Raw genomic sequence first — 20,232 nt, forward strand, 5'->3', positions numbered from 1 at the left:
TTGAGCTTTGCCCTATGGCGCCGCTGTCATCGCAGCGGAGAGCGCACGGTGTGCGATCAGCCCAGGCTGAACGGCTTGCCGTACAGGGTCACGATGCCCTTGACCGAGCCGGTGTCGACGGTCACCTTGACCTTGGCCTTGGCCTCGGCGTAGCCACCGCAGTTGGACACCTTGAAGGTCTCCTGGCTGTAGGCGACGCCGCCCTGGCTGCCGGTGAAGGTGTAGTCGTTGACGGAATCGTCGTCGCTGTCGGTGGTGTTGATCAGCCACACGGTGCCGGCCTGGCCGGGGCCGAGCGACAGGCTGGCGCCTGCGCTGCCGCCGGTCTCAGAGCTAGGGGTGATGGCGCCGCCGGAGCTCAGCTCAGCGCCCGCACCGGTTCCGGCCTCGGTGTCACTGCTGACGCCGACGTTGACCTGGCAGCCGACGATGTAACCGGCGGCGATGGTGCCGCCCTCGGCCTTGCCGCCGACGGTGACGCGCACCTTGCCCGAGACCCAGACCTCACGGACCAGGTTGAACGACTCGACGATCGACTTCTGGTAGTTGACGCTCTGGTCGAACAGCTGGATCTTGACCGGGGTGCCGTCGACCAGGGTCTTGGTGATGGTGGTGCCGGCCACCGGGCCGGCAGCCGCAGCACCGGTGCCCAGGGCGCTCACACCCATGACAGCGGCGCCGGCGAGACCGACGCCCGCAGCCACGCGGCGGGTGATGATCTTGTTCATGATTCCCCTTCGTGGAATGTAGATCTGCCTAGGAAGCAGAGAAAACTCGAGTTACTGGGTTATCTGCTTCGTCAGCTGACGAAGAAGGGCTGGCCGTACAGGGTCGACTGGATCAGGGTGCCCGAGCCGTCGATGGTGTCGTCGTCGTCGTTGACCTCGTAGCCCGTGACCGCGCGGGTCAGGACCACCGAACGTGCCGAGGCGTAGCCACCGCAGTTCGGGAACTCCAGCTCGAAGTCCGACAGCTGGATGGTGGCGTTGCCGTCCTTGAGGGACTTGGAGGTCACGCCGTAGAGGGAGGCCTCACCCGGGGCGAGCGGGATGCTCAGCGAGCCGCTGGCACTGATCGAGGGAGCAGCGCCCAGGGTGGCGGAGATACCCGAGGTGCCACCGGCACTGATGCCGCCCACGTCGACCTGGCAGCCGACGAGGAAGCCCACGTACAGCTTGCCGCCGACGCCTTCGGTCGCCTTGGTGGTGTAGGTGCCGGAGACCAGCGCGGTGCGGCCGAGGCCGTTGGCGGCGACACGGGCGACCGAGTACTGGGACTCGTTCTTGCGCCAGGTCTGGACCTTCTCACCGTCGAGACCGCTGGCCGACTTGTAACCACTCTGCAGCGGCGCGGCCTCGGCGTGCCCTGCACCCATGCCGGCCACGCCCACAGCGGCAGCGGCGACGACGGCGCATGCCCCCGCAGCACGGCGCAGCCCAAGCTTGCTGAACTTGCTCATTCGTTCCCTCTCACAGGATTCGGCTGTTATCCGTCGGACACGTATCCGTATCCGACAGGTGACCCTGACGGCTCGCGGGAATCCTCACCGCCTCCGGTTACAGATGAGAATTCACTGTGTAACCGCGGCGTGAACACTCCCCGCCATCGCTGCGGAACACACCCGTATTCCACAGGACACCGACTCCCCGGCATCCACGAAGTGAACGCCGACGCCGGTTAGCTGTCCTGCGGAACCGTATCTGAGAGGTCACAAAGAGGGCAACAGCAGAAATCAGCCGTGTCTCAGCTTCGATTCAGCGGACATGCAGAAGGACGCATGAATAATTCACCAATGCCAAAGTAAACAGCAGGAAAACTGGCTGAACTCACCGCCCGCATTGACAGTTGCTCATTCGTAATGAGGCGGACGCTGCTCGTCGTACCAAGATCTCGAGATCGAATTGTGATCTTCGCCACGTTCATCCTGCGTCGTATCCGGAAGGTCGTTGCCGAAGACCTCATCCCGGTGCCGACTGCGGCGCGCATTCCGTCTGGCCTTTGCCGATTCCCCTACGGGACGGCGTGTCACGCCGCCGGACGAGGGGTCGGGGCCGTCCTCGGCGCGCGGAGCGGGGTGGGTCACATCGTGACCCGCCTCACCGCTCCCGCGCGATCCGGATTCCGATTCCGAGCGCGCCGAACCCTGCTCGTCGTTGCTCATGATCGGCGGGATTCAGAACTCGCTGATGTTGGCGATCACATATTTCGCCAATGGGGCAACAGTCGCCATTCCGTCACGGACCGCCGCACGCGAGTCTGCGATGTTGACCACAAGGGTCTGACCGGAGATTCCGGCCAGCCCGCGCGAAAGTCCGCCGTCGGTCGCTCCGGCGGCCAGACCGGAGCTGCGGACCGCCTCCTCGATGCCGCGCAGACGACGATCCAGCAGTGCTTCGGTCGCCTCCGGCGTCACGTCCCGGGCGCCCACGCCCACTCCGCCGACCGACACCACCAGATCGACACCGCCGATCACCGCGGTGTTGAGGGCGTTGCGGATCTCCACCTCGTCCCCCGACACCACGATCGTCGCGTCCACGTGGAAGCCGGACTCGGCGAGCAACTCGCCCACCAACGGACCCAGCGGGCTCTCGGTCTCACCGTGCGCCACGCGATCGTCGACGACCACCACCAGGGCCCGGCCCACCTCGTCACCGCCCAGCCCTGCCGATCCGCGCGTCTGACGGTCCGCGAACTCCCGCGCCGCGGCGTCGGCGGCCACCACATCGGCCGGATCCACCTCCGGCGTGATCCCCTCCTCCGGCGCCCCGAAACCGGGATCGCCGGTCGCGGCGGTACCGATCACCTGAAAGTCCGAATCACTCGTCATGACCTTCATCCTCTCTCACCGACCGACGGATGTGGTCGGCACGTCTGCGTTCGTCGATCGCTCGTCGGCGTCGCCTCAGTTCGACTCCAGCGTCGCCAGCGTGACCTGGGCGGTCCGGGTCTGCCCACCCACCTGGTAGGTGACCGTCACACGGTCTCCCGGTGCGTGCGAGCGCACAGCGGCCACCAGCGCATCGCCGGAGGTGATGGTGCGATCGTCCACCTTGGTGATGATCGCGCCCTTCGGGATTCCGGCCGCGGCCGCCGGTCCGTTGGCAGTGACCTCGGAGACCAATGCCCCCGGTGTCGTCGAGTCGCCGCTCGGCCGCACCGACACCCCGAGTCCGGCGTGGGTGGCCTTACCGGTCTGGCGCAGCTCGTCGGCGATCCGCATCGCCTGATCGATCGGGATCGCGAAGCCCAGGCCGATGCTGCCGCTCTGCTGTGTCTGCCCGCCGAGGGTCGCGATGGCGGTGTTGATCCCGATCAGCGCACCGCGGGCGTTGACCAGCGCGCCACCGGAGTTACCGGGGTTGATCGCGGCGTCGGTCTGGATGGCGTCGATCACCGAGGTGGTGCCGCCCTCCCGCGACGTCGACACCGGACGGTCGAGGGCACTGATGATGCCGGTGGTGACGGTGCCGTCGAGGCCCAGCGGCGCGCCGATCGCGATCACGTCCTGGCCCACGGCGAGGTTCTTGGAGGTACCCACCTGGATCGGCGTCAGACCGGTCTTGTCCACCTGGAGCACCGCGATGTCGGAGATCGCGTCGGTGCCGAGGACCCGTGCCGATGCGCGGGAACCGTCGGAGAAGTTCACCGTGACCTTGCTCGCCGGGCGACCGTCGGAGCCGCTGACCACATGGTTGTTGGTCATCACCACGCCGTCGGCGGTCAGCACCACACCCGATCCGCTGCCCTGCTCGTTACCCGAGACCACCTCGATCGACACCACCGACGGCAGCACCTTGGCGGCCACCTCCTGGGTGGAGCCGGCCGGGGCCTGCACCGGCTGGGTGTCGGTGGCACTCGGATCGCCGCCGAGCGGCTGACTGCTGGCCACCGTCGACGACGAGTCGTCGTCGAGTCGCGAACCGACATAGCCGCCGATACCGCCGGCGATCAGACCGACCACCAGGGCACCGCCGACGAGTGCCGCACCCACCCCGGCGCGGGACTTCTTCTTCGCCGGCGGCTGCGCCGGACCTCCGGCCGGATTGGCCGGATCCCCGAAAGCGCCGGCCGGGGAGCCGACCGCCGGAATCGGACCGGTACCGGACGGAAAGCCCGAGGTCGGCTGTGTGCCATAGGGATTCGTGCCGAACCGACTCGTCGGAGGCACCCCTGCGGGCGAACCGTACTGGGTGGGCGCCGCGCTCGGGGGCGGGGTGGCACCGGGCGGAGGGGTGGCACCAGGAGCCTGGGCCGAGCCGGGATAGCCGCCCGGCGAACCGGGGGTCGTCGGTTCACCGAAGCTGGCGCCGCGTTCCCACGGTGCGCCACTGGCCGGGAACCCGCCCGTGTTGGGACCACCCGGCTGCCCTGACTGCCCGGGGCGGCCCGGGTCGTTCTCGCCGTCGAAGGGGCCGCGGTGCGAACCTCCACCCGTCATGGTCGTCTACCCCATATCTGTCGTGATCAACATCCGTGTCCCGACCAGGTCAGACCGGGACTCGACGCTTCGCGCCTACCGCGCAGACAACCCTAGGGGATGAACCATCCGGGCGGTCGACGGAACTCGAAGTCGCTTCCATCCCTACTGACGAACCACCTGCGGAGATGGTTCCGCCGGAGCCGGTCTGCCCGGCAATGTCATTCGGATGAGTGCCCCACCGAGATCGGACTGCTCGGCGCGCACACTGCCGCCGAGACGTTCCACCACCTGCCGCACGATCGCCAGCCCCAGACCGGACCCCGGCATCGAGCGGGACTGCGTGGAGCGATAGAACCGTTCGAACACCAGCACCCGGTCCTCCGGCGGAATCCCCGGCCCGGCATCGGCGACGGCGAGTTCGGCCGACCCCGGCGCCACCTGGACCAGCGACACCGCGACGTGCCGCCCGCGCGGCGACCACTTGGCGGCGTTGTCCAGGATGTTCAGCACCGCCCGGGACAAGCCCTGCCGGTCGCCGAAGACGAACCACGGCACCATCGTGACGTCGAACTCCACATCGGTGCGCCGGCGCCGCACCCGCTCGAGTGCACCCTCGATCACCTCGGTGAGATCGACCTCCTCGTGCACCACCTCGGGGGCGTCGGCGCGGGCGAGGTCGACCAGGTCGCCGACCAGCGTCGAGAGCTCCTCGATCTGTGCCATCACATCCGAGCGCAGTTCCACCATGTCGGCGGCGGGCACCGCGGGTGCGCCGGGCGCGCTCGAGGCGATCAGCAGTTCGAGATTGGTCCGCAGCGAGGTCAGCGGCGTCCGCAGCTCGTGTCCGGCGTCGGCGACGAGCCGTGCCTGCTGATCGCGGGACTGGGCCACCGCCTGCAGCATCGTGTTGAAACTCTCGGTGAGATGGGCCAACTCGTCCTTGCCGGTCACCGGGATCGGCGTCAGGTCCTGGGTGCGGGCCACCCGTGCCGTCGCCCGGGTCAACCGGGCCACCGGTCTCAGCCCGGCGCGGGCCACCGTGGTGCCGGCCAACGCGGCCAGCGCCACACCGCCACAACCCACCACGAGCAGCACCCATGCCAGACGTTTGAGGATGCGGTCGGTACGGACCAGCGACTGCGCCAGGATCAACGTGCTGCCGTCGTCGAGCTTGCGGGCCAGCACGCGGCTGTTGTCGACGGTGCGCAGACTCTGCGGATTGGCGCCGGGAACGTTGTCCGACTCCGCGATCTTGCGTTCGACGTCGCCGAAGGGCACGTCCCCGATGTAGGGGCCCACACCCGACGGGTTCAGCAACATGATCGAGATGCTGGTGGAGAACACCGTGCCGGTGACCAGCGTGTCCGGCCGTTTGGCCAGCACACCGCTCTTGGCCAGCACCGTCATGCCGTCGGCGCGACTCTCCAGACCGGCATCGACCTCGTTGTACAGCGCGCGGTAGACCACGAAGTAGGCGGCCACACCCATCAGGGTCACCGCGGCGAGGACCACCGTCGCCGACAACGCGGTCACGCGCAGCCGCAACGACACCGACCGGGTCAGCAACAGCGGCGCCCGCATCTCACCGAGACGGCGGCGCTCACGCAGCCGCGACCACCACGTCGAACGGGATCGGTGATCGGTCTCGATGGTCGACGTGGCGCCGCGGTGCGGGTCACCCGCACGCGTGTCGGCGTCGGCGACCTGACGGAAATGACCGGAGGCACTCACTAGGGCGGGGTCTCCCGCAGGACGTATCCGACGCCGCGCACGGTGTGGATCAGCCGCGACTCGCCCTCGGCCTCGGTCTTGCGACGCAGATAACCGACGTAGACCTCCAGGGCGTTACCCGAGGTCGGGAAGTCGTAACCCCACACCTCCTCGAGGATCCGGCTGCGCGAGAGCACCCGCCGGGGATTGGCCATCAGCATCTCGAGCAGGGCGAACTCGGTACGGGTGAGACTGATCTGGCGCTCGGCCCGGAACACATCGCGCGTCACCGGATCGAGCGACAGATCGGCAAAGGTGAGGGTCTCCGAATCGACGCCGTCCTCGGGGCCCGCACGCCGCAACAGGGCGCGCAGACGGGCCAGCAGCTCCTCCATCGCAAAGGGTTTGGGGAGATAGTCGTCGGCACCGGCGTCGAGCCCGGAGACACGCTCGGACACCGAGTCGCGGGCGGTGAGCACCAGGATCGGCAGGTCGTCACCGGTGGACCGGAGCCGGCGACACACCTCGAGCCCGTCGAGCCGGGGCATCATGACGTCGAGGATCGCGACGTCGGGGCGCTCGGCGACGATCTTCTCCAGGGCCTCGATGCCGTCACCGGCCGTGTCGACGGTGTATCCGTTGAACGTCAGCGACCGTCGGAGGGACTCACGAACAGCACGATCGTCGTCGACCACCAGGATGCGCATACATACAGTTCTATCGGCATCGACTAAGAGACCGCTGAGCGACGCGCGGGCGTCATCTGGGCAGTTCGTCCGGCAGAAATGGCCTCGCCGGGCGATCCTGGGACCACCCGCCACCCACCCCGGATGTCCGAGCAGCCCGCCGACGTCGCGTCGAGACCCTCCGCCGACCACCCGAATATGACCCAGACCACAGGATGACCAGCGGAATCGGTGGTCGGCCATGCGGCCGCACACGCCGCGCGGCGCCGTGTGAGATCACGGTGACGGTCGCGTAACCGTGACAACCGAGTCGCGAAACACAGGCCGCGAATCCTGGGTGGCGTGACGAGTGCCGCGACGCGATCCACCCTCTGCGCCTACTGCGGCGTGGGGTGCGGCATGGACCTGGCACTCTCCGACGACGCCGCGCCCGGCGCCCTGCCGCTGCGGGTGATCAAGGCCGGTGGCCGCAAGGACCATCCCACCAACTTCGGCCGGCTCTGCACCAAGGGTTCCACCACCGCCGACATGCTCAACGCCGGTGGCCGCCTCGAGACGCCGCTGGTGCGTGCCCATCGCGGGGCCAACCCCGAACCCGCCGACATCGACGCCACCATCACCGACACCGCACACCGGTTGCGGGCGATCGTCGACGAGCACGGCCCCGACGCGGTGGCGCTGTATGTGTCCGGGCAGATGTCCCTGGAGGCGCAGTACCTCACCAACAAACTCGCCAAGGGGTTCATCGGCACCAATCAGATCGAGTCCAACTCGCGTCTGTGCATGGCCAGCGCCGGCACCGGGTACAAGCAGTCGCTCGGTTCCGACGCCCCGCCCGGCTCGTATCAGGACTTCGACAACGCCGACGTGTTCTTCGTGATCGGCGCCAACATGGCCGACTGCCACCCGATCCTGTTCCTGCGCATGATGGATCGTGTCAAGGCCGGCGCCAAGCTCATCGTCGTCGATCCGCGGCGCACCGCCACCGCCGACAAGGCCGACCTGTTCCTGCAGGTGAACGGCGGCACCGACCTCGCCCTGCTCAACGGTCTGCTGCACCTGATCGTCGAGAACGGCCACACCGACCCCGACTTCATCGCCGAGTTCACCGACGGCTTCGAGCAGATGCCGGAGTTCGCCGCGCAGTACCCGCCGTCGGCGGTGGCCGAGATCTGCGGGGTCGACGAGGCCGATCTGCGCCGGGCCGCCGAACTCATCGGCACCGCCGAGAACTGGATGAGCTGCTGGACGATGGGGCTCAACCAGTCCACGCACGGCACCTGGAACACCAACGCGCTCATCAACCTTCATCTGGCCACCGGTGCGATCTGCCGGATGGGCAGCGGACCGTTCTCACTCACCGGGCAGCCCAATGCGATGGGCGGACGCGAGATGGGTTACATGGGACCGGGTTTGCCCGGTCAGCGTGCGGTGCTCGCCGAGGACGACCGCGCCTTCGTCGAGCAGCGGTGGGGAGTGCCCGCCGGCACCCTGCACACCCGGCTCGGCGGCGGCACCATCGACATGTTCCGTCGGATGGCCGACGGCGAGATCAAGGCGTGCTGGATCATCTGCACTAATCCCGTTGCGACGGTGGCCAACCGCAAGACCGTCATCGAGGGCCTCGAACGTGCCGAGCTGGTGATCGCCCAGGACACCTTCGTCGACGTCGAGACCAACCAGTACGCCGACGTCATCCTGCCCGCCGCACTGTGGACCGAGTCCACCGGCGTGATGATCAACTCCGAACGCAATCTCACCCTGTTCGAACCGGCCGTCGCCGCACCCGGGCAGGCGTTGCCCGACTGGCAGCTCATCGCACGGATCGCCACCGAGATGGGCTACGGCGAGGCATTCGACTACCACAGCGCCGAGGAGATCTTCACCGAGATCCAGGAGTTCGCCAATCCCCGGACGGGTTACGACCTGCGCGGGGTGAGCTACGAGCGGTTGCGCAGCACCCCGATGCAGTGGCCGTGCCCGCCGCCGTCGGCGGATCGGCCCGACCCCACCGCCGACGGTGCCCGCAATCCCATCCGCTATCTCAACGACGGGGTCAGCCAGACCTTGCACACGCTGCCCGACGGCACCGTGCCGCGGCTGGCGTTCGCGACCCCGAATCGTCGCGCGCAGTTCTTCGCCCGGCCGCACATCGCACCCGCGGAGATGCCCGACGACGACTACCCGATCCTGCTCAACACCGGTCGGCTGGCACATCAGTGGCACACCATGACCAAGACCGGCAAGGTCGCCAAACTCAACAAGCTCAATCCCGGGCCGTTCGTCGAGATCCATCCCGACGACGCCGAACGTCTCGGGATCGGCGCCGCCGACAAGGTCGAGGTGGCGTCGCGACGCGGGCGAGCCGTGCTGCCGGCCCAGGTGTCCGACAGGGTACGGCCGGGCAACTGCTTCGTCCCGTTCCACTGGAACGACTCGTTCGGCGAGCACCTCGCGATCAATGCGGTGACCTCCGACGCGATCGACGAGGCGTCGCAGCAACCGGAGTTCAAGGTGTGCGCGGTGACCCTCACCAGGGTCGCCGTCCCCACCGACGAGCCCGGCATCACCGACACCGGCTCGGCGCCAACCGAATCCGATTCCCCCACCGAAACCCACAGATGGAGTCCGGACGTGCTCGATGTGCTCGCCGCCTCGCTCGGGGTGGCCGACGTCGCCGCCCCGCAGCCCACCGAGTCCGAGCGGATCTACCTCGCCGGTCTCGTCGCCGGGGTGCGGGCCAATCCCACCGGTGCCCCCACCGTCCCACCCGATGCCCCACTGCGCCCCGAGATCCGCAGCTGGGTCGGCGGAATCCTGGCCGGGATGTTCGCGCGTAGCAACATCATCGGTGCGGCAATGGCGCTGCCCGCCGGTGGCGCACCGGGTCTCGGCCCGGCCACTCCCGACGGGGAGATCGTCGACGCCGAGACCGCAACGGAGACGGTGACCGTCGCGTGGGCGTCGCAGACCGGAAATGCCGAGGAGTTCGCCGCGGCCTGCGCGGAGCGCGTCAAGGCCACCGGTCGCGATGTGGTGTTCCGCGAGATGGACCAGGTCGACGTGAGCGCGTTGTCGGGGACCACGCTGTTCGTCACGTCCACCACCGGCGACGGTGAGCCGCCCGACAACGGGTCGTCGTTCTGGGATGTCCTGCGCGGCGACGACGCCCCGAACCTGTCCGGGGTGAACTACGCGGTACTCGCCTTCGGCGACTCCAGCTACGACGACTTCTGCGGCCACGGACGCAAACTCGACGAACGACTCGATGCGCTGGGTGGTCGGCGGATCACCGATCGTGCCGAGTGCGAACCCGATTACGAGGAGACCGCAGGCGGCTGGCTGGAGCAGGTGATCGTGGCGATGAGCGCCAAGGCACCCACCTCCGAGGTCACCGACGATCGCGTCGTGGTGGTCAGCGAGCCCGCCGATTCTGCTGCGGCACCGGCCATCCGGACCGGACCGGCCTACTCGCGCAAGAATCCCTATGTCACCAGACTGACCCGGAACGTGCGGCTCAACGGCGCCGGATCACAGAAGGACGTGCGCAACTTCGCTTTCGAGCTGCCCTTCGACGAGCTCACCTACACCGCCGGAGATGCGCTCGGCGTGTGGCCGCTCAACAGCCACACCCTGATCGACGAGTGGCTCGCCGTGACCGGACTCAGCGGCGACGAGAAGGTGACCGCCTGGGGCGATCCGATGACCCTCCGCCGCGCACTGCGCGAGCGCGTCGAATTCGCCAAGATCACACCGGATCTCATGCGCTTCGTGGCCGAACGCAACGGTGCGTCGCAGGTGCGTGACCTGGTGATGCCCGGAAACAAGCAACAGCTCAACGACTGGTCGTGGGGACGCCAGGTGGTGGACGTGTTGTCGGAGTTCCCGGTGCACGCCTCGGCCGAAGAATGGGTGGACGTGTTCAAATCCCTCACCCCACGGCAGTATTCGATCTCGTCGAGCCCGTTGGAGCGGTCCGACGAGGTACAGCTGACCGTGTCGACGGTGCGCTACGACCACGCCGGAAAAACCCGCGGCGGAGTGTGCTCGACCTTCCTCGCCGACCACGCCGACGACGAGCAGGACATCGGCGTGTTCGTCACGTCGGCAACCCATTTCGGCCCGCCCGCCAACCCGGACACCCCCACCATCATGATCGGCCCGGGTACCGGTATCGCCCCGTTCCGCGGCTTCCTGAACGAGCGTCGGGCACGCGGCCACGAGGGCCACAACTGGCTGTTCTTCGGGGAACAGTACTCGGCCACCGACTTCTACTACCGCGACGAGATGACGTCGATGCTCTCCGACGGCCTGCTCACACGCCTCGACGTGGCGTTCTCTCGCGACCAGGATCGCAAGATCTACGTGCAGGACCGGATGCGTGAGCACGGCGAGGAGCTCTACCGGTGGCTCCACGACGGCGCCCACGTCTACGTGTGCGGCGACGCCTCCCGGATGGCCAAGGACGTCGACGAGGCACTCAAAGGCATTGTCGCCCAACATGGCAAGCTGTCGGCGAAGAGTGCCGAGGCCTACGTCAAAGCCCTCGCCGCCGACAAGCGGTACGTACGGGATGTGTACTGACCGGAGCGAGGACCACGATGGTTGAGCACCCCTACGGTGGTCGAGCAAGAACCGCGCGAACCGAGGACCCCTCTACGGTGGTTGAGCAAGAACCGCATGAGCGAGGACCCCTCTTACGATGGTTGAGCAGGGACCGAGCGAAGCGAGGACCCGTGTCGAAACCTCTGCCACCCACCCCCCAACGGTGACAGAGCCGACGCCCCCCACGATGGTTGAGCAAGAACCGCACGAAGCGACGACCCCTCTTACGATGGTTGAGCAGGGACCGAGCGAAGCGAGGACCCGTGTCGAAACCTCTGCCACCCACCCCCCAACGGTGACAGAGCCGACGCCCCCCACGATGGTTGAGCAAGAACCGCACGAAGCGACGACCCCTCTACGATGGTTGAGCAGGGACCGAGCGAAGCGAGGACCCGTGTCGAAACCTCTGCCACCCACCCCCAACGGTGACAGAGCCGACGACAAGCAAACCGACGCCCCCCACGATGGTTGAGCAAGAACCACGCGAAGCGACGACCCCTCTACGATGGTTGAGCAGGGACCGAGCGAAGCGAGGACCCCTCTACGATGGTTGAGCAGGGACCGAGCGAAGCGAGGACCCGTGTCGAAACCTCTGTCACCTACCCCGTCAGGTGACCACCACCGCCGCTGACGCCGTCGATCACCACACTCATCCCCATCAACGTCGTCATCCACATTTGACTCCGACGTCGGCGGAGTCGCGGCCCGCGATCGGCGACAGTGTTCCCATGAGCGCGTTCATGTACATCTTGGAATGCGCCGACGGAAGCTACTACGTCGGCAGCACTCGCAATATCGAGCGAAGACTCCACGAACACAACGCCGGTGTCGGCGCAGCCTTCACCCGCCGACGACGCCCGGTGCGTGTCGCCTACCTCGCGGAGTTCGTCGACATCGGCGAGGCGTACAAGGCTGAGAAGCAGGTCCAGGGCTGGTCACGAGCCAAACGCAAGGCGCTGGTCGACGGCGACTTCGACGCGTTACGGTGGCTTGCCCGGCGGCCGTGGGAGCGGCGATAGTTTCTCCTGGTTGCCTATCGCGTTCGGCTCACCAAGGTTTCGACACGGGTCCTCGCTCCGCTCGGTCCCTGCTCAACCACCGTAGGGAGTCCCTGCCCAACCACCGCTGGGAGTCCCTGCCCAACCACCAAAGCCAACTCACGCGGGAGCGGCGATAGTTTCTCCTGGTTGCCTATCGCGCTCGGCTCACCAAGGTTTCGACACGGGTCCTCGCTCCGCTCGGTCCCTGCTCAACCACCGTAGAGAGTCCCTACTCAACCACCGTAGGGAGTCCCTGCTCAAGCACCGTAGTGGTCCTGCTCAACCACTGTAGGGGTCCTGCTCAACCACCAGAAACCAACACAATCCGAGAACAGAAATCCCGGACGCCACCCCATCACACACCGGCCCCCATGCACCCGGTGTGTGGTGTCGGTGCCGTCCGGGACATCGATGACCACGCTGTCATCGAAGTGTCAGACCCACACCACGATCTGGCCGTCACGATCGTCGGCCCGGTAGGTCTCGACGGTGCCGATCCCGTCGGTCGAGCAGGCGCCGGTGGCGAAGGAGAAGGCGTACTGGTGCAGCGGGCAGACCACCTTGCCGAGGTCGAACTGGCCGTCGGCCAGCGGACCGGCCTTGTGCGGGCACACCGCCGACGTCGCCCGTAGGGTCCCGTCGGTCATCCGGAAGACCGCGACCTGCCTGTCCCCCACCGCATATGCGCGTCCCTCGCCCGGCATCAGGTCGGTATCGGGACCCACTGCGACGGGTGGGGCGGTCTGCGGGTCGACGGCGGTCATCGGACCGGCACCTGGGGCAGCGGCAGCAACGGGAGCGCCGAGGTGAACTGGGCCGCCGACTTCGGCTCCTGCCGGTCGAGCCACGGATCGACGTAGCCGGCGACGGCGTCGTCGATACGTTCCTGCAGTCCGGCGACCACGCCGTCACGGTCGGCGACGACGATCTCCCGGATCTCCTCGATCCCGATCCGCGGCACCCACGCATAGGTGCGTTCGAGCCACTTGGCGTTCTCGCGGTAGAACTGGATGAACAAGCCGCACAGGCGAACCACCTCCTCCGGTGAGTCGACGGTGGCGAGCAGATCCCCCTTGCGGATGTGGGCGCCGGCCGCCCCGCCGACGTAGATCTCCCAGCGGCCGTCGCCCACCGCGACCACCCCGAAGTCCTTGCACAGGGCCTCGGCACAGTTGCGCGGACAGCCGGTGACGGCGAGTTTGAGCTTCGCCGGGGTCTCCAGGCCCTGGAACCGGGACTCGATGGCGATGCCCAGCGATGTCGAATCCCCGAGTCCGAAGCGGCAATAGTCGGTTCCCACACAGGTCTTCACCGTGCGGAAGCTCTTGCCGTAGGCGTATCCCGACGGCATATCCAGGTCCGCCCACACCTTCGGCAGGTCTTCTTTCTTGACCCCCAACAGATCCAGGCGCTGGCCGCCGGTGGCCTTGATCATCGGGATGTCGTATTTCTCTGCGACGTCGGCGATCTTGCGCAACTGGTCCGGCGAGGTGACCCCGCCCTTCATCTGCGGTACCACCGAGAACGTGCCGTCGCGCTGGATGTTGGCGTGTACGCGGTCGTTGACGAACAACGCACCGGGTTCGCGTCGCCAGTCGGCACCCCAGACGACCCGCAGCAACGAGGCGAGCGGCATCTTGGATGCGGCGTCCTCGCCGTCGGGCGCGAGCGCGGCGAACACCTCGCTCACCGACCGGAGATCCTGCCGCCGAATGGTGTCGATCAGTTCGGGTTTGGTCAGCGGGATGGCCGGCACATACCAGTCCGCGGCGGCGTCGGCGGTCAGCGCGTCACCTGCCGCATATTCGACGATGTCGGCCACGAGGCCCTTGCACGATCCACAGCCCTTGCCGGCGCGGGTGGCCGCACACACCTCGGCGACGCTGGTGCAGCCGCCGCGGACACATGCCACGAGATCACCCTTGGTGACGCCGTTGCAGTTGCACACCTGGACATCGTCGGCGAGTTCGGCGGCACCGGTCTGCGCACTGGGTGTGCCCATGTCGAACAGCATCGAGATGCGCTCGTCAGGCAGCGGCACCTTCTCGTCGAAGGCCTGGGTGAGGAAGTTGGCCTTGGAGATGTCGCCGAGGAGCATCGCTCCGATCAGCTTGTTGTCGCGCACCACGACGCTCTTGTAGATACCCGAGCGGGGTTCGTAGAACTGGACGAACTCGTCGTCCTCACGTTCGGGTCCCTTGACACCCATCGCCGCGACGTCGACACCGGCGACCTTGAGCTTGGTGGTCAGCCGCGAACCGTGGTACTCCGCTTGCGGATCGGCCCCGGTGATCACATCGGCGAGCACCACCGCCTGCTCCCACAGCGGCGCCACCAGCCCGTAGACCTCGCTGCGATGCTGGGCACACTCGCCGACCGCGTAGATGAATCCCTCGTCCTCGCACCGCATCTGGTCGTCGACGACGATGCCGCGTTCGACGACGAGACCGGCACTCCGCGCGATCTCGACATTGGGTCGGATGCCGGCGGTCACCACGATCATGTCGGCGGGCAGCGATCCGCCGTCGGTGAATCCCACCCCTGACACCGCGCCGGTGCCGTCGCGCAGCACCGCGGTGGTGCGCTTACCCGTGTACACACCCACGCCGAGCTCTTCGATCTTGTTGCGCAACACCTTTCCGCCGCGCTCGTCGAGCTGCTGGTTCATCAGGTGCCCGGGCGAATGCACCACGTCGACGGCGACACCCTGGGTCTTGAGGCCATAGGCCGCCTCGAGGCCGAGCAATCCGCCGCCGATGACCACCGCACGTACGTGATCACGCGAGGTGGCCATGTCGAGCATGCCGTTGGTGTCGGCGATGGTGCGGAAGCCGAAAACCCCACGCGCGAGCCGGCCGTCGGGTTCGCGCAGGCCGTCCATGTTGGGGAAGAACGTATGCGAGCCGGTCGCGATGATCAGCACGTCGAAGGCGATGACCCGATCGCTCTCGCAGGTGACGGTCTTGGCGAACCGGTCGATCGAGACCGCCCGGTCGCCGGCGTGCAGGGTGACCCCGTTCTCGGAGTACCAGGCCATCGGGTTGAGCATGAGATCGTCGTCGTCGACGGTGGTCTCGCCGGCCAGCACATGACTGAGCATGATGCGGTTGTAGTTGCCGTAGGGTTCGTCGCCGATCATCGTGATGTCGAACTGCTCGGCACCACCACGGGTGAGGATCTCCTCGACGGTGCGGGCACCGGCCATCCCGTTGCCCACCACCACCAGCCGCCGACGCGGCGCACCGTCGGCCATCAGATGATGACCATTCCGAAGTCGATCACGACCTCACCGGCACACCCCTCGGGTGCGGCGAGGACGAGTTCGAGGACCGAGTCCGGGTCGACGTCCTCCACCACCCGCAGCGGCACGTTGACCGCGCTGCGCGCTCCCATCGGGAACATCCGCATGGGTTTCCCGTCGCGCATGAGTGTCACGTGGACGAGTTCGTCGCTGCTGTTCCCTCCCCGGAAGTACAGCGGCTGAACGGTCATCCCCGGCGGCACCACATAGGTCAGGGTGGGGTCGATCGGTACGGGCTTGGACAGGCCCGATCCGGTGAACGCGAACACGCCCTGCAGGAAGTGCGGAGTACTGGACATGACGCCAGGGTCCCGAGCCCACGTGAAGGGCGACTTGCCCCGGTGTTACATCCCAGTTGTGTTCACCTCACTCGCGGCATCGGGCCGTCGTGAGACCGCCCGCCGGTCAGCGTTTGCGCAACCCGGCAGCCCCCACCATGTCGGCGACCCGGGTGAACTTGACGCGCGGACGGCCCTGCTCAGCACCGCGGCGGCGTTCCATCCGGTCGATGGCCCGCATCCCCCGGTACCCGATCACCTGGCGGGTCCGGCTGCGCAGCAATGCCGCGAACTCCTCAGGCCCACGCGTGCTGCGCACCAGTTTCCCGGCGGCGGCGTCGGCGAGGAACTCCTCGACGGTGTCCTGCGCACACTGCTTGTTGGCGCCGATCCCCCCGCTCGGTCCCCGCTTGGCCCAGCCGAGGACGTAGGCACCGGGGATCACCGTGCCGTCGTCGGCGAGCAGGCGGCCGTCGGTGTTCGGGAAGACGCCGCGGCCGGAGTCGAAGGGCAGTCCGGCGATCGGCACCGACCGGTAGCCGATGGACCGTACCGCGAGATCGGCGGCAATGGTGTGTCGTCGCGTCCCGGAGGTCACCACGACCCCCTCGACGCGGCCGTCGCCGATGATCTCCTCGGGTGCGGAGTGGAACAGGAACACGATCCGACGACGCTGCGCCGACGCCGGTGCCGAGAAGTCCGGGAGTTCGGTGTCGGGGTCGGGGTCGTCGTGGACCACCACCTCGACTCCCGGGATCGTCGACAGCGCACGGTATTCGGCGGAGGTGTAGGCCGCGTTGGCCTGGTCGCGGCGGCCGAGCAGCACCACCTCGTGGACGTTCTGTTCCCGCAGCAACGCCAGCGCGCGGTCGGCGATGTCGGTGGTGGCCAACAGTTCCGGCGGCGAGACCAGGATGCGGGCCACGTCGAGGGCCACGTTGCCGGTACCCACCACGACGGCACGACCGGAGGCCGGGTCGTCGGCGGTGTTGCGCCGGATCGGCGGTGCGGCGTCGGCACCGGGCACGGCGTTGTACCAGGCGACGAGGTCGGTGGCCGAGGTGGAACCGGGCAGGTCCTCACCCGGGACACCCAGGCGCCGGGCCTGACTCGCGCCGACGGCGTAGAACACCGCGTCGAAATGGTCGGCCAGTTCGGCCGGTGAGACCACGCCGACGCGGTCGTCACGCGGGGTGTCCGGGTCGCCCACCTCGACGTTGGTGGCCATGGTGACCTTCAGGTCGCGGTAGAGCAGGTCGAAGCCCCGCAGCACCCCCTTGGTGCCGGGGTGATCCGGCGCGACTCCCGCACGCACCAGTCCACCGGCGGTGGGCAGGCGGTCGATCACGGTGACCTGCGCCTCGGTGCGGTCGAGCAGGGTGCGCAGTGCATAGCCACCGGCCGGGCCGGTCCCGACCAGCGCGATCCGCAGTCCGGCAGGCAGTTTCGGGATCTCCGGGTAGCTGATCGAGGGACGGTCGTCGGCGTCGTCGGTGGTGCCGATCGGCGACCACCCCGACCGCACGTCGTGGTTGTTCTTGTAGTAGTCGGCGTTGATGTCGATGAAGACCTGATCACGCGGGCCGAGCTTGTCGGCGGGGAAGATCGCGTCCACCGGGCAGGCGTCGGCGCAGGCACCGCAGTCGATGCACGCCTCGGGATCGATGTGCAGGATGTCAGAGCTGCCGAAACCGCGTTCCTCCGGTGTCGGATGAATGCAGTTGACCGGGCAGACCGAGACGCATCCTGCGTCGCTGCAACAGGATTGGGTGATGACGAACATCAGAGCATGAACGCTTTCCGGTAGTAGCGCATCGCCGGGCGGGTCAGCAGGCCCACCTCGTCGAGGAATTCCATCAGGTGGGTGCAGCTGCTGCGGATCATCGAGTGGAAGTGCGCATTGCCCAGCATCTCGCGGCGGGCACGATCGGCGTCGAGTCCGGCGTCGGCGTAGGCCTTCTTCTGCACCAGGCTGGTGACGATCATGTAGGCGCCCATGGCGATCACGAGCGCACTGAACTGTCGGCGGGCCCAGCCGATCCCCTTGACCGACTCGCGAACCTCTTCGCGGGCGAACTTCATGTGCCGCGACTCCTCGAGCACATGGATCTCGTTGACGGTGCGGATGAAGTCGAGGACCCGCTCGTCGCGCATGCAGCCGCGCTGGAAGACGTCGAGGACCTCTTCGGCGACGAGGATGCCGGCATAGGCGACCTCGTTCTTGGCCGTGGCCTTGAAGAGTCGGCCGAGCTTGCCGACGATCCGCTTGGGCTTGTAGGAGGTGCCGACCATCTTCTCGCTGGCCTTGGCGAACATGATCGAGTGGCGGCACTCGTCGGCGATCTCGACGAGGGCGAACTGGAACTCCGAGCCGTGGTAGTCGCCGAGGTACTGATCGCGGACGACCATCTCCTGCAGGATCATCTCGAACCAGATGCCGATGCACATGATCGACGCGAACTCGTGCCGCGTCACCGAGATCCGCTGTTCCTCGGTGAGCTCGTCCCAGTAGTCGGTGCCGTAGAGCGACGACCATTCCGGGCTGCAGCCGTACTTGGTGGGGTCCATCGGCAACGACCAGTCGATCTCGGTCATCGCATTACGCGAGAGTCGCGCCGCCGATGCCAGCAGGCGTGCCGACACCTCCTCGGTGCCCTCGTCCCGCATGCTGATGACGGTGCCGAGGTCGTCGGTGTGGGAGTCGGAGTGGTTGCTGCGGTTCATCGCGGTGGTCATGTCGCTGTGTGCCTCCGTGTCGGGGATGCCGCTACGGCATCGGGGGTGACATCTGGTGTGACATCGGTTCGCGGATCGGGGTGATCCGCAGATCGGTATGACAACGAACGATGTCATATCAACGCATATTGTCAAGATAGCAGCGGAGTGTGACCCAGTAAACAGACAGCGGACTATACTGACGAGTAAGTTTCTCGCGAAACATCATCGACGCAGGTCACAAGGGCAGGAGAGCCAATGTCATCGATTTTCGTCACCGGCGGTGCGGCCGGTATCGGACTGGCAACCGCACAGCGTTTCGCCCGTGAGGGCTGGACCGTCGGCGTCTACGACGTCGATCAGGACGCCCTCGACAAGGTCGCCGCCAACCATCCCGGCTTCATCACCGGCCGCCTCGACGTGCGCGACCCGCAGCAGTGGGCCGACGCCCTCGCCGAGTTCACCTCGCACACCGGCGGCACCCTCGACGTCCTCGACAACAACGCGGGCATCCTCAAGGCCGGCCGCCTCGACGAGATCTCCCCCGACGCCGTCCGCGCACAGATCGACATCGACGCCCTCGGCGTCACCCTCGGCGCACAGGCCGCCTACCCGTATCTCAAGAAGACGCCGGGCGCACACCTGGTCAACATCGCATCGGCGTCGGCGATCTACGGCCAGCCGGGGATCGCCACCTACAGCGCCACCAAGTTCTACGTCGCCGGCCTCACCGAGGCGCTCGAACTCGAGTGGGAGCACGACGACATCCGCGTCGTCAGCATCTGGCCGCTGTGGGCCAAGACCGCACTGGCCGACCCGAGCGCCAAGTCCACCCAGACCCTCGGCGTGCGGATCACCCCGGAACAGATCGCCGAGAAGGTCTACGAGTCGGTGCACCCGACCCGCGCCGACCGGCTCCTGCACCGCACCAGCTACTCCGTCGGCACCCAGACCCTGGTCCTGGGCAATGCCGCGAAGTTCATCCCCAACTTCGTCAACCGCACGGTGAACAAGCTGATCGCACAGTAGGTTCACCCCACTCGAAGCCACGGGGTGGTCGCCAACGCTCTTGTCTCACCGGGTTTCGACGGCCGGGCGGCCTCGCTGCGCGAGGACGTCCTGGTCCGTCGGATTGAGCTTGTCGAAATCAACCATCGAGACGGAAGTGTCGCGAAGAGTGTTGCACGCCTATTACGTTGATTGAGCCGATGAGGAGCGTAGCGACGAGTCGTGTCGAAATCTCCGTCGGCCGAGTTCGGGGGTGACCACCTCAGAGGTGGTTGCGTTCCATCAAATGGCTGCGGAGGTTTCGACGGCCGGGCGACCTCGCTGCGCGAGGACGACCTGCTCAACCACCAACGAACAACACGGAAACCCAAGCCACGGCCAGCCACTCAACCACCGTGCCCCAGTTGATGGTTGAGCAGCAAGGAGCGCCAGCGACGACGCGGCCGTCGAAACCTCCACCGGCCGACAA

15 protein-coding genes are annotated in these 20,232 nt (G+C 67.2%); 3 read left to right on the forward strand and 12 right to left on the reverse strand.

All coding sequences use genetic code 11. The features are described from left to right. Positions 1 to 56: 56 nt before the first annotated feature. The 7 genes from Q9K23_RS06375 to Q9K23_RS06405 form a co-directional block, all read right to left on the reverse strand. Entirely contained in the window at positions 57 to 728 is a 672-nt protein-coding gene (locus Q9K23_RS06375; RefSeq protein ID WP_305950431.1) for an MspA family porin, read from the reverse strand. 71 nt (positions 729 to 799) lie between these two features. Beyond that, positions 800 to 1,459 carry an MspA family porin gene (locus tag Q9K23_RS06380; protein WP_053776868.1) on the reverse strand — a complete coding sequence of 220 codons (660 nt, stop codon included), beginning with the start codon at positions 1,457 to 1,459 and terminating at the stop codon, positions 800 to 802. A 390-nt stretch (positions 1,460 to 1,849) separates the two neighbouring features. Beyond that, positions 1,850 to 2,161, reverse strand: coding sequence for a hypothetical protein (locus Q9K23_RS06385; protein WP_261977811.1), 312 nt, complete (start codon positions 2,159 to 2,161; stop codon positions 1,850 to 1,852). A gap of 12 nt (positions 2,162 to 2,173) precedes the next feature. Then, the gene (locus Q9K23_RS06390; protein WP_082365813.1) at positions 2,174 to 2,836 is read right to left on the reverse strand and encodes a molybdopterin-binding protein; all 663 of its coding nucleotides are present in this window, start codon (positions 2,834 to 2,836) and stop codon (positions 2,174 to 2,176) included. A gap of 66 nt (positions 2,837 to 2,902) precedes the next feature. After that, a complete protein-coding gene (locus tag Q9K23_RS06395) occupies positions 2,903 to 4,438 on the reverse strand; it encodes a trypsin-like peptidase domain-containing protein (RefSeq protein WP_053776869.1) in 1,536 nt (511 codons plus the stop codon). A 144-nt stretch (positions 4,439 to 4,582) separates the two neighbouring features. After that, positions 4,583 to 6,001 carry a HAMP domain-containing sensor histidine kinase gene (locus tag Q9K23_RS06400; protein ID WP_152972695.1) on the reverse strand — a complete coding sequence of 473 codons (1,419 nt, stop codon included), beginning with the start codon at positions 5,999 to 6,001 and terminating at the stop codon, positions 4,583 to 4,585. Between the two features lie 149 nt (positions 6,002 to 6,150). After that, positions 6,151 to 6,837 (reverse strand): response regulator transcription factor, encoded by a 687-nt coding sequence (locus tag Q9K23_RS06405; protein ID WP_053776870.1) that lies wholly within the window; start codon positions 6,835 to 6,837, stop codon positions 6,151 to 6,153. A 321-nt stretch (positions 6,838 to 7,158) separates the two neighbouring features. Here Q9K23_RS06405 and Q9K23_RS06410 point away from each other — a divergent pair, with 321 nt between their 5' ends. Next, the gene (locus Q9K23_RS06410) at positions 7,159 to 11,400 is read left to right on the forward strand and encodes a bifunctional nitrate reductase/sulfite reductase flavoprotein subunit alpha (RefSeq protein ID WP_261977812.1); all 4,242 of its coding nucleotides are present in this window, start codon (positions 7,159 to 7,161) and stop codon (positions 11,398 to 11,400) included. Positions 11,401 to 12,149: 749 nt separating this feature from the next. Beyond that, on the forward strand, positions 12,150 to 12,440 hold the full coding sequence (locus Q9K23_RS06415; protein WP_053776918.1) for a GIY-YIG nuclease family protein: 291 nt from the start codon (positions 12,150 to 12,152) through the stop codon (positions 12,438 to 12,440). A gap of 455 nt (positions 12,441 to 12,895) precedes the next feature. Here Q9K23_RS06415 and Q9K23_RS06420 read toward each other — a convergent pair whose 3' ends face one another. The 5 genes from Q9K23_RS06420 to Q9K23_RS06440 form a co-directional block, all read right to left on the reverse strand. After that, complete coding sequence (locus Q9K23_RS06420) at positions 12,896 to 13,225, reverse strand: Rieske (2Fe-2S) protein (RefSeq protein ID WP_020790156.1); 330 nt, start codon at positions 13,223 to 13,225, stop codon at positions 12,896 to 12,898. Further along, positions 13,222 to 15,714, reverse strand: coding sequence for a nitrite reductase large subunit NirB (gene nirB / locus Q9K23_RS06425; protein ID WP_020790155.1), 2,493 nt, complete (start codon positions 15,712 to 15,714; stop codon positions 13,222 to 13,224). Before nirB ends, Q9K23_RS06420 begins: the two co-directional genes overlap by 4 nt. Continuing rightward, positions 15,714 to 16,061, reverse strand: a complete 348-nt coding sequence (locus Q9K23_RS06430; protein WP_020790157.1) for a hypothetical protein — start codon at positions 16,059 to 16,061, stop codon at positions 15,714 to 15,716. The genes nirB and Q9K23_RS06430 overlap by 1 nt, the downstream gene beginning before the upstream one ends. A 106-nt stretch (positions 16,062 to 16,167) precedes the next feature. Then, the gene (locus Q9K23_RS06435) at positions 16,168 to 17,823 is read right to left on the reverse strand and encodes an FAD-dependent oxidoreductase (RefSeq protein WP_053776872.1); all 1,656 of its coding nucleotides are present in this window, start codon (positions 17,821 to 17,823) and stop codon (positions 16,168 to 16,170) included. Continuing rightward, positions 17,823 to 18,776: a diiron oxygenase gene (locus tag Q9K23_RS06440; RefSeq protein ID WP_053776873.1), complete on the reverse strand. Its 954-nt coding sequence runs from the start codon at positions 18,774 to 18,776 to the stop codon at positions 17,823 to 17,825. The genes Q9K23_RS06435 and Q9K23_RS06440 overlap by 1 nt, the downstream gene beginning before the upstream one ends. A gap of 237 nt (positions 18,777 to 19,013) precedes the next feature. Between Q9K23_RS06440 and Q9K23_RS06445 the strand changes: the two genes are divergently transcribed. After that, positions 19,014 to 19,784 (forward strand): SDR family oxidoreductase, encoded by a 771-nt coding sequence (locus tag Q9K23_RS06445; RefSeq protein WP_020789904.1) that lies wholly within the window; start codon positions 19,014 to 19,016, stop codon positions 19,782 to 19,784. Positions 19,785 to 20,232: the final 448 nt, after the last annotated feature.

Origin of the sequence: Gordonia sp. NB41Y, assembly GCF_030718915.1 — a bacterium.
In the GTDB taxonomy this organism is placed as follows: Bacteria; Actinomycetota; Actinomycetes; order Mycobacteriales; family Mycobacteriaceae; genus Gordonia; species Gordonia desulfuricans.

What these genes read in the sequence shown, in the direction of transcription:
- Q9K23_RS06435 (WP_053776872.1), bottom strand. Translation starts at nt 17,823, where the DNA reads ATGTTCGTCATCACCCAATCCTGTTGCAGCGACGCAGGATGCGTCTCG.
- Q9K23_RS06400 (WP_152972695.1), bottom strand. Translation starts at nt 6,001, where the DNA reads ATGCGGGCGCCGCTGTTGCTGACCCGGTCGGTGTCGTTGCGGCTGCGC.
- Q9K23_RS06390 (WP_082365813.1), bottom strand. Translation starts at nt 2,836, where the DNA reads ATGAAGGTCATGACGAGTGATTCGGACTTTCAGGTGATCGGTACCGCC.
- Q9K23_RS06415 (WP_053776918.1), top strand. Translation starts at nt 12,150, where the DNA reads ATGAGCGCGTTCATGTACATCTTGGAATGCGCCGACGGAAGCTACTAC.
- Q9K23_RS06375 (WP_305950431.1), bottom strand. Translation starts at nt 728, where the DNA reads ATGAACAAGATCATCACCCGCCGCGTGGCTGCGGGCGTCGGTCTCGCC.
- Q9K23_RS06385 (WP_261977811.1), bottom strand. Translation starts at nt 2,161, where the DNA reads ATGAGCAACGACGAGCAGGGTTCGGCGCGCTCGGAATCGGAATCCGGA.
- Q9K23_RS06440 (WP_053776873.1), bottom strand. Translation starts at nt 18,776, where the DNA reads ATGACCACCGCGATGAACCGCAGCAACCACTCCGACTCCCACACCGAC.
- Q9K23_RS06420 (WP_020790156.1), bottom strand. Translation starts at nt 13,225, where the DNA reads ATGACCGCCGTCGACCCGCAGACCGCCCCACCCGTCGCAGTGGGTCCC.
- Q9K23_RS06430 (WP_020790157.1), bottom strand. Translation starts at nt 16,061, where the DNA reads ATGTCCAGTACTCCGCACTTCCTGCAGGGCGTGTTCGCGTTCACCGGA.
- Q9K23_RS06395 (WP_053776869.1), bottom strand. Translation starts at nt 4,438, where the DNA reads ATGACGGGTGGAGGTTCGCACCGCGGCCCCTTCGACGGCGAGAACGAC.
- Q9K23_RS06445 (WP_020789904.1), top strand. Translation starts at nt 19,014, where the DNA reads ATGTCATCGATTTTCGTCACCGGCGGTGCGGCCGGTATCGGACTGGCA.
- Q9K23_RS06380 (WP_053776868.1), bottom strand. Translation starts at nt 1,459, where the DNA reads ATGAGCAAGTTCAGCAAGCTTGGGCTGCGCCGTGCTGCGGGGGCATGC.
- nirB (WP_020790155.1), bottom strand. Translation starts at nt 15,714, where the DNA reads ATGGCCGACGGTGCGCCGCGTCGGCGGCTGGTGGTGGTGGGCAACGGG.
- Q9K23_RS06405 (WP_053776870.1), bottom strand. Translation starts at nt 6,837, where the DNA reads ATGCGCATCCTGGTGGTCGACGACGATCGTGCTGTTCGTGAGTCCCTC.